The sequence below is a fragment of the Syntrophotalea sp. genome, assembly GCF_050253115.1.
Classification (GTDB): domain Bacteria; phylum Desulfobacterota; class Desulfuromonadia; order Desulfuromonadales; family Syntrophotaleaceae; genus Syntrophotalea; species Syntrophotalea acetylenica.
Map to the genome: position 1 here is coordinate 1 of NZ_JBFWJQ010000104.1, position 8,611 is coordinate 8,611.

The 8,611-nt window shown below is 59.1% G+C and carries 8 protein-coding genes and 1 pseudogene; all 9 read right to left on the minus strand.

The annotated features are described in order from the left end of the window. Positions 1-667 (minus strand): glycosyltransferase (locus AB7E65_RS10340; protein ID WP_428745837.1); only part of this gene is annotated, 667 nt, incomplete at its 3' end. 4 nt (positions 668-671) lie between these two features. Next, a complete protein-coding gene (locus tag AB7E65_RS10345) occupies positions 672-1,643 on the minus strand; it encodes a glycosyltransferase family 2 protein (RefSeq protein ID WP_158515868.1) in 972 nt (323 codons plus the stop codon). 271 nt (positions 1,644-1,914) lie between these two features. Next, positions 1,915-2,964, minus strand: coding sequence for a lipopolysaccharide heptosyltransferase I (waaC, locus tag AB7E65_RS10350; protein WP_428745838.1), 1,050 nt, complete (start codon positions 2,962-2,964; stop codon positions 1,915-1,917). Next, positions 2,961-3,992 carry a lipopolysaccharide heptosyltransferase II gene (waaF, locus tag AB7E65_RS10355; RefSeq protein ID WP_428745839.1) on the minus strand — a complete coding sequence of 344 codons (1,032 nt, stop codon included), beginning with the start codon at positions 3,990-3,992 and terminating at the stop codon, positions 2,961-2,963. Before waaF ends, waaC begins: the two co-directional genes overlap by 4 nt. A gap of 62 nt (positions 3,993-4,054) precedes the next feature. Next, on the minus strand, positions 4,055-4,243 hold the full coding sequence (locus AB7E65_RS10360) for a Trm112 family protein (RefSeq protein WP_072287336.1): 189 nt from the start codon (positions 4,241-4,243) through the stop codon (positions 4,055-4,057). A gap of 5 nt (positions 4,244-4,248) precedes the next feature. Continuing rightward, positions 4,249-5,322, minus strand: coding sequence for a tetraacyldisaccharide 4'-kinase (lpxK, locus tag AB7E65_RS10365; protein WP_428745840.1), 1,074 nt, complete (start codon positions 5,320-5,322; stop codon positions 4,249-4,251). Between the two features lies 1 nt (position 5,323). After that, positions 5,324-6,613: a 3-deoxy-D-manno-octulosonic acid transferase gene (locus tag AB7E65_RS10370; RefSeq protein ID WP_072287334.1), complete on the minus strand. Its 1,290-nt coding sequence runs from the start codon at positions 6,611-6,613 to the stop codon at positions 5,324-5,326. Between the two features lie 23 nt (positions 6,614-6,636). Continuing rightward, the gene (locus AB7E65_RS10375) at positions 6,637-8,376 is read right to left on the minus strand and encodes an ABC transporter ATP-binding protein (protein ID WP_072287333.1); all 1,740 of its coding nucleotides are present in this window, start codon (positions 8,374-8,376) and stop codon (positions 6,637-6,639) included. Then, positions 8,373-8,611 (minus strand): annotated as a pseudogene (locus tag AB7E65_RS10380) (lipid-A-disaccharide synthase); the annotation flags it as partial. The gene AB7E65_RS10375 and the pseudogene AB7E65_RS10380, both read right to left, overlap by 4 nt.

Genomic DNA, 8,611 nt, shown 5'->3' on the forward strand with positions numbered 1-8,611 from the left:
TACTTCGGGGATGCATGACATATTCGTAAAGAGACTTATCAATCAATCGGATACGTCTGGCGTCAAGAAAACAGCCAACGTTAACGATGGTATCTTCGCCAATATCCTGGCGCCATCGAAATGGCCTGGTAGCGTAGGTTTCAATCAGTTCCCTGCGGTAAAGCTTGTTCCACAGAGCTCCCGTCCCGAAATGTTTTCGGCAAAAACCTGAGAAGATCTGGCTTGTAACGTTTTTGTCTTTTTTAAATTTGACTTTATGGTGGATAAATTTTCCGGAATCGGAAACACAGTCCACCCCGCAAACAGCAATGTCGGCGTGGTGTTGCTTGCAGTTGGAAAACAAAATTTCGAACATATCGGGCTTGGCAAAGTCGTCAGCATCAACAAATCCGACATACTCACCCCTTGAAATTTTAATGCCTTCCGCTCGGGCTCGATACACACCCGCATTCTTTTCCAGAGACAGCAAACGGACCCGCTGATCTTTTCGCGCTATGCTTTCGACAACCGTCAGGGAATCATCTGCGGAGGCATCATTGACCACGATAATTTCCAGGTCTTTCAAGGTCTGGTTCAACAGGCATTGCAATGTGGCGGCGACAGTGGCCTGAGCGTTGAAAACAGGCAGGATCACGGACACCGGGGGAACGTGGACATCGGTTTGCATTTTTTCAGGCCTTTTTCGGCTCGGAGGTCGATTTCAGCCGCGGCATAAGACAGCGCAGAGCGCGTCGACAGCATAAAAAACGCTTATGACCGGAGATTGCCGATGCAAAATAAAAACGGGAGGCGCAAAGGCGCCGGTCTCCACGGCGCAGCGCTTCAGCCATTTCATATTCATAGGCTCCCTTCACAAGCGGAGCCAGTCGCGGCAGAGCCGCCAGGGCGTTCACAAGCGACGCCAGCTCGGCATTGGTTGCCGGCAAGGATTTGCCCGCGGACAGCATTTGCGCTTTTTGCGCGAGATAGGCCTCCGCCAAAGCCGCAAATTCAGGCGTTTTGCGGCTTTCAGATCCCGGCAGGCGTCGATAATAAATCAAGGGTTCTCCCACGTTTACCAGACGTGCCACAGAGGCCATATTCAGGAACATGTCGCAATCCTCGGCACTTCGGAGCCGCGGGTTATAGCCACCTGTCTTTAATAGAAAATCGCGGCGATGAACGGATCCTGGATGCAATATGGCATACTTTCCAGCCATAACCTCAGCTGTGACATCACCTGCCTGCGAACAGTATTTGGCATGTCCCGTTACCAGCCCGTCATGGGTCATGATAACACCGCCCCCGCCTGCCGAACCAATATCCGGATTGCCATCGAGAACCGGAACCACCGATGCCAGCCAGTGCGGCATGGCAATGTCGTCACTGTCCAGGATCCCCACATACTCCGAGGCGGCTTCACGCAGGCCTGCATTCAACGCAGCGGGATAACCGCCGTTTGTTTCAAGGGATACAACGCGAACCAAAGGGAATTCCTTCTCAAGCTCGCGCGCCAGGTCCAGAGACCCGTCCGTGGAACAATCATCGACAAGCAGATGCTGAACCGGCAACAGCTGCTGTTTCGAAACCGATTCCACGGTTTCCCGAAGAAAACGCTCGGCATTATAGACGGCTGTTATGACGGTTACGGGAGCGGTCTTCAAGCAAGCAGACCCTTTCTTATATAAGCTGGTTTTCATCCGGAAACGGCCCTTTTGCGCCGTGGCGGCGTCAATCCGCAGGCTTGCCTGTGCGGCGTACCGATGTACGCCTCCGCGCAACCCCTTGATTTCCTTGACACAACGAAAAATTGCTCGTTTCCCATATGAAAACTACGCTGTCTCCATCCGCAGTTTCCGGATGGAGACAAGCTGATTTTCACCGGACATTTCCGGATGGACACCAGATAACATTTTGTCGCGCCCGCCGCCGAGATCACATGCTGCGTCGGGACAACAGTGCGCGACTCGCTTCAAGCACCTGGTCGACGCCGATGCTGTGACCGCATTCTGAATCCCGCGGGCAGTCTTTTCGCAGACAGGGCGAGCACTCCAGGGGACTCTGCAAGCGGATGTGCAACGGGCCGCGGGGTCCGTTTCGGCTGGCGTCCGTGACCCGAAAAATCGAAACCGTGGGGGTTTCAAGGGCGGCGGCAATGTGAATCGGCCCGGTGTCCCCGCCCACAACCAGATCCGCCCGCTCCAGCAGGGCAGCCAGTTCCTGCAGGCTGCCTCGCGGCCAGACCAGGGCGCGACCGTCGGTGGCGCGCGATATCGCTTCGGCGGCCCGGTGCTCCTCATCGTTGCCCCAGATCAGAACCGGCCGCAGCTGGTCCTCCCGACACATCCGCAGGGCCAGATCCTGCCACGAATCGAGGGGCCACAGCTTGGTTTGCCAGGTGGTGCCGTATTGCAGAACCACCAGGCTTTGGCCGTTCAGACCCAACGCGCAAAGCTGTTTCTCCACAGCGGTACGGGCTGCGGGGGAAACGGACATGGGGCCGGCGAGGGAGCGAACCGTACCAAGAGGAAAGGCGGCACGAGCCAAGGCAAGGGATCGGTCGCTGACGTGGTGATCCGCTGCGGTAAGCTGCACCTTGTGATTGGTCGCCAACAGGTTGGGCCATTCCCGCACGCCGCTGGAGGAGAATCCATAACGCCGGGGAGCTCCACAAAGCAAGGTGAACAGACCGCTTTTGCAGTTACCTTGCAAATCAAGCACCAGGTCGTAACGTTCGCTGCGCAATTCTTTCAGGGTATCCATGACCCCGGCCCAGACCGCGCCAGGACCTTGCCGGCGCCAGCGCTTGAGGCCAAGGCGATGGATCCGGCGCAGAGCCGGATGGCCATCGAGCAACGGCGCAAAGGCCTCTTCCACCAGCCAGTCGATGCTGGTTTCGGGATAGGCGCTTTTGATATGCGTCAATACCGGCAGGGCATGCACCACATCGCCAAGGGCGCTTATTTTGACGATCAGAACCCTCATGCGGTCCCTCCGAGCAAGGCACGGGCCGCTTGCATGACGTCTTCGGCGGTAATGGCACGCATGCAACGGTGATCGGTGGGGCACTGGCGCAGCAGGCAGGGCGCGCAGGCCGTTGCCTTGCGCACGATACGGCTGTTTTTTGACCAGGGCGAAGTGGTGCTGTGATCGGTCGGACCGAACACCGCCACGATCGGGATATCAAAAGCCGCGGCCACGTGCATCGGCCCCGAATCGTTGGTCACCACCAGCCGGCAGGATGCCAGCACGGCTATCATCTGCCGTATCGAAGTTTTGCCAATGAGGTTCAGAACCGGCGCCTGTATGGCCTGTTCGATATCCCTGCCGATTTCCTGCTCCGCGGGGCCGCCGGTCAACACCACGCGCAGGCCGAATTCCCGGTGCAGACTGTCGGCGACCTCGGCAAACCGCTCGGGCAGCCAACGCTTCGCCGAACCGTAGGCGGCGCCGGGATTGATGGCGACCCAGCCGCCGTCACCGAGGGTATGAAGCGCCCACGCGGTTTCTTCGGCATTGCAGGTCAGACGCAGGCGACCATCGCCCTGCGTCGCGATGAATTGCCGCAACATGAAACGATAATACTCCGTGTGATGCAATCGTTTCTGCTCGGGGCCGACCGCCACACCGTGGGTCAGCAGCCAGCCGCGGGCATCGGTCCGATAGCCGACGCGCCTCGGCACACCGGCCAGAAACGCCATGACGGCGGCTTCGATGGCATTCTGCAGCAGAATCGCCAGATCGAAGTTTTCCTCGCGCAACGCACGGGAGAACCGCCAAAGTCCGGCCATTCCGGCATGGGGACCCTTTTTGTCGTAGACCAGCACCCGGTCGCAATCGGGATGGCAGGTGAAAAGCTGTGCGACAAGGGGATTGGCGATGACCACTATTTCGGCTTCGGGAAAGGCGCGACGCACATCGGCCATGGCCGGCGTGGTCATCACCGCGTCCCCAACCCAGTTGGTGGAACGCACCATGATGCGGTGCACCGTTTTCGGATCAATTGGTTTCAATGGCTGTCACTCCGTCAATGCCCCGATTCGGAGCAAGAGGCCCGGATGGGAGAAAAGTGCCGTCATGTGCCGGGGTGTTCGGCGTGAAATGGCAGCGCTTCGTCGACAAGCATCACGGGGATGCCGTCCACTACGGGATAAAGCAGCCGGCAATGGTCGCAGGCCAGCGCTTCGGGCGGCCCTATCGGTCGCAAAGGCCCCTTGCATTGCGGACAGGCCAGTATTTCAAGCAGTTCTCGATCAACAGGCATGGTATTTACCCTTTCGCATCGATGACGGCAAACAGCCGCTTTTCCAATTCTCCCGTTTCGAAAAATTCCACATCCATCGTTACGACATAACAGGGCAGAGGCAGGCGCGCCGCCATCAGCTTGACAGCGTCTTTTTCGGTGGTGATCAGATAATCCGCCTGAACCGACGCGGCCACCAACCGGGAAAGATCCTGTTCATCATACTTGGTGTGGTCCGAAAAACAAAGGATCTGATGCAGTTTCAGACCGCGCTGTTCAAGACCGTGAAAGAAATTCTGCGGCTCGGCAATGCCCGCGAAAGCCAGGCCACGCAGCTTCGCCAATTGGGCAAAGGACCAGGAATTGCCATTCGGACCGATGGCATGATCCGCCATGACGTGCCGGCAGCGCAGCACGGGTCCGGGCAGCAGTGGAGGATCCGCGCCGGGACCGGAGGCACGGGTCAATAAAAACAGGCTGCCGCGCTTCAAAGCAGAGATCGGTTCCCGCAGGATGCCGGCCGGAAGCACTCTGCCATTACCAAAGGGCCGCGATGCATCGAGCAGCACCAGATCGAAGTCCCTTGCAACCGCAAGATGCTGAAACCCGTCATCAAGCAGCACCAGGTCGGCTCCCAGGCAGTCAACAGCATAACGCACGCCATCGGCGCGGCGCGGCGCGACCACCACGCAGGCACAAGGATTGCGGCGAGCCAGCAGCCAGGGCTCGTCACCGGCCTGCCGCACATCCAGAACCGGACCCTTGCCCGCCGACACCACGCGCAGTGCCGGTCCGTCCGCACTTCCATAACCACGGCTGACCACCGCCACGCGCCTGCCCCGGGACAAACAGCAACGGATAAGATAGTCGACAACCGGCGTCTTGCCGGTGCCTCCCACGCTCAGATTGCCGACGGATATGACCGGAACTGGCGCACGGTAGACATGCAACCAGCCAATGCGGTACAGAAAAGCCCGCAGACGCATGAGGGCCGCGTACAAAAAGCTTACCGGCAGCAACAGGACATACACCAGCCATTCCAAAAAAGCGTGCGGTCCCGCAACACCAAGGCGGCGGTAAAACAAAACCGGTCTGAACATGCTATGACCTCAACAGGCGCCGCATAACCTCCACCGTGCGCTGCGTGGCGCCGGCATGCTGCCGCAAGAACCGGAATCCGGCCTCGCCCATGGACTGCCTGAGCTGGCGATCGGCCAGCAATGCGCTCATGGCATCGCCCAGATCCTCGGCCTGAACCATCCGGCCGCCGCCGGCCTCGACCAGAAGGTGGGCGATTTCCCGGAAATTTTCCATGTGAGGTCCAAACAAAACCGGTTTTTTGAGTAACGCTGCTTCCAGCACGTTGTGCCCGCCCACAGGCACCAGACTGCCGCCGACAAAAACCACGTCGCCGGCCGCATAAAGATTCAGCAACTCGCCGACCGTATCGACCAGCAGCACCTCGCCGGTTTGCAAGGGAGTCTTGCGGCGGTCAAGGTCGGTGCGAGCCGTCCAGCCAAGCCCGCGGCTCGTCATTAACTGTCCCACCTCCGGACAGCGGCCCGGATGGCGTGGCGCAAGCACCAGACAGACGCCGGTGTTTTGCCGCTGTATTTTCTCAAAGGTTTCAAGTATCTGCTCTTCTTCGCCGGGGTGCGTGCTCCCGGCCACCCAGACCAGGGCATCGGCGGGCAATTTGTAAACGGCGCGCATCTCCTGAGAGGAACGGTTGCCGATACCGTCACAGGACATGTCGAATTTGAGATTACCGGACACCTCGACCCGCTCCGGAGACGCGCCGAGCGCCAGGATGCGTTCCCTATCCTGGCGGGTCTGCATGCACAGGAATGCGAACCGGTTCAGTACAGGCCGCAGCAGGGAGCGAATTTTATGATACCGGGGGAAGGACCGGTCCGATATGCGCCCATTGACCAGCACCAGCGGAATCGAGGCGCGATGGGCGCACCGCACCAGATTCGGCCAGATTTCGGTTTCGACAATGACAACCATGGCGGGGCGCAACTGGCGCAAAACCCGCCGCACCGCCAGGGAAATATCAAAGGGAAAAAACAGACACAGGTCGATCTCGGCGATTTCCCGGGCGATGGCGTGGCCGGTTTCGGTAACATTGCTGAGAACCAGCGCGTATTCCGGAAAAGCTTTTTTGAGGGCCCGGATCAGGGAAATGGCGGCTCTGGTTTCTCCCACCGACACGGCATGCAGCCACAGCACCGGGCGATTTTCCAGCGGTGCCAGGCGCCCTCTGGCATACCAGCCCAAGCGCTCGCGCAACCCCTGCCGGTTCTTGCCGCCGCAGTGTCTGCGCAACAGATACCAGGGCACCAGCAACAGGCAACAAAACAGCCAGATCAGATCATACAGCAGGTACACGCCATCCTCCCCTCGCCTGCCGGTCAGACACGGTCGGCAAACTGCATTTCATATAAACGCCGATAAAGCCCCTCGCCGGACAACAGATCCTGGTGCCTGCCGGTTTCGCAGATGCGGCCATTTTCGAGCACGACGATTTTATCGGCATGCATGACCGTTGAAAGCCGGTGGGCGACAACGATGGTCGTGCGATTTTCCATCAGATTGACCAGGGCCTTCTGCACCATGGCTTCGCTCTCCGTATCCAGAGCGCTGGTAGCTTCGTCCAGCAGCAGGATCGGCGCGTCGCGCAGGATGGCGCGGGCGATGCAGATACGCTGCCGCTGGCCTCCGGACAAACGCACGCCGCGATCGCCGATGACCGTCTCGTATCCCTCCGGCATGACGCTGAGGAACTCGTCCGCGTAGGCAAGAGAGGCCGCCTTTTCCACCTCGCCGTCCGTAGCTTCCGGACGACCGTAGCGGATGTTGTTGCGGATCGTATCGTTGAACAGAAATGTTTCCTGATCGACCAGGGCGATGCTCTGTTTGAGACTTTGCTGAGTGAGTTGCCGGATATCCTGGCCGTCGATCAGAATGCGGCCCTGCTGAGGGTCGTAAAACCGGTTGAGCAGCCCGATAATGGTCGATTTGCCGCTGCCACTCGGGCCTACCAGCGCGACGATCTCGCCGGCCTGGATAGCGAGATTGAAATCGTGCAGGACCGGCTCCTCCCCATAGGAAAAACCGACATGATCAAACCGTATGTGGCCGGCCGGACGGGCGGCCACCAGGGCGTCTTCCCGATCCACGATATCAAGTTTTTCATCCATCAGCTCAAACACACGCTCGGCCGAACCGAGGGCGCGCTGCACGGCGTTGCTGACCTTGGTCAGGCGCTTCAGGGGCGCGTACATCATCAACATGGCGGCCAGAAAGGAGGACAGGTCACCCTGGGTCATCGCGCCCTGGCTGACCCGTTGAATGCCGTACCAGAGCACCGCCCCGATTCCGATGGAAGAAAGGATTTCCACCACCGGCGTCGCCGCCGAATCGTATTTGAGCACCTTGCGAATAAAATAATAAAATCGCTGATTCTCTTTTCGAAAACGTTCGCTCTCGCGGGTTTCGGTACCAAAGGCCTTGATCACCTTGATCCCGGCAAGGCTTTCCTGCAGCACGCGGGTCAGGTTGCCGAGAGCCCCCTGCCCTCTGCGGGTATTGTCCTTGATGCGCCGGCCGATGACACTGGCGGGCACGATGGAGATCGGCATCACCACAAAAGCGATGCTGGCGAGGCGCCAGTCGCTCTGGAAAGCCACCACCGTGAGACCGACAAGGGTGAAACTCTCTCTCAGCCCCTCCACCACCACGTCCGCGGCAGTGCGCTGCAGCGACCCGACATCGTTCAGAATGCGGGACATCACATTGCCAGTGGAACTGCGTGAAAAATAGCCCATGGAAAGGTTCATAGAGTGCCGGTAAAGATCGTTGCGAATATCCTGCACCACCAACTGGCCGGCGGTTTTGATGAAATATTCCTGGATATAGCGGCCGGCGCCCTTGATCAGAGCCAGTCCCAGGACAATGATCGGCACCAGATTGACCAGACCGCTTTTGCTGGCGATCAGCACATCATCGACAAAAGGCTTGACGAGCTTGGCGGTAGCCACATCGGAACCGGACACCAGCAGCGATGCCGCCATCGCCAGCAGTATCCTGAAAAGGTAGGGCTTCGAATAGCGATACAGACGCCTGTAGAGTAGCCGTGGGTTGTATCTCACGCAGAACGCTCCTTGGCTGTGCTTTTGCGGCTCAGTTCCGATACCATGCGGGCTACCCGTGCGGCACAGCCGCCCTCACCCATGCGATGCTGAATGGCGGCGAGGCCGGCACGCATGGCGTCGTTGTAATCCGGATTCGTGAGAATCGCTTCACTCTCCCGCGCAATTTGATCCGGGGTTGCCTGCTGCTGTATGAACTCCTTGACCACACCACGACCGGCCACGATATTGGCCA

Bases quoted from the DNA above. Each gene is read 5' to 3' on its own strand.
- waaC (WP_428745838.1), bottom strand. From the start codon at position 2,964: ATGAGGGTTCTGATCGTCAAAATAAGCGCCCTTGGCGATGTGGTGCAT.
- AB7E65_RS10360 (WP_072287336.1), bottom strand. From the start codon at position 4,243: ATGCCTGTTGATCGAGAACTGCTTGAAATACTGGCCTGTCCGCAATGC.
- lpxK (WP_428745840.1), bottom strand. From the start codon at position 5,322: ATGTTCAGACCGGTTTTGTTTTACCGCCGCCTTGGTGTTGCGGGACCG.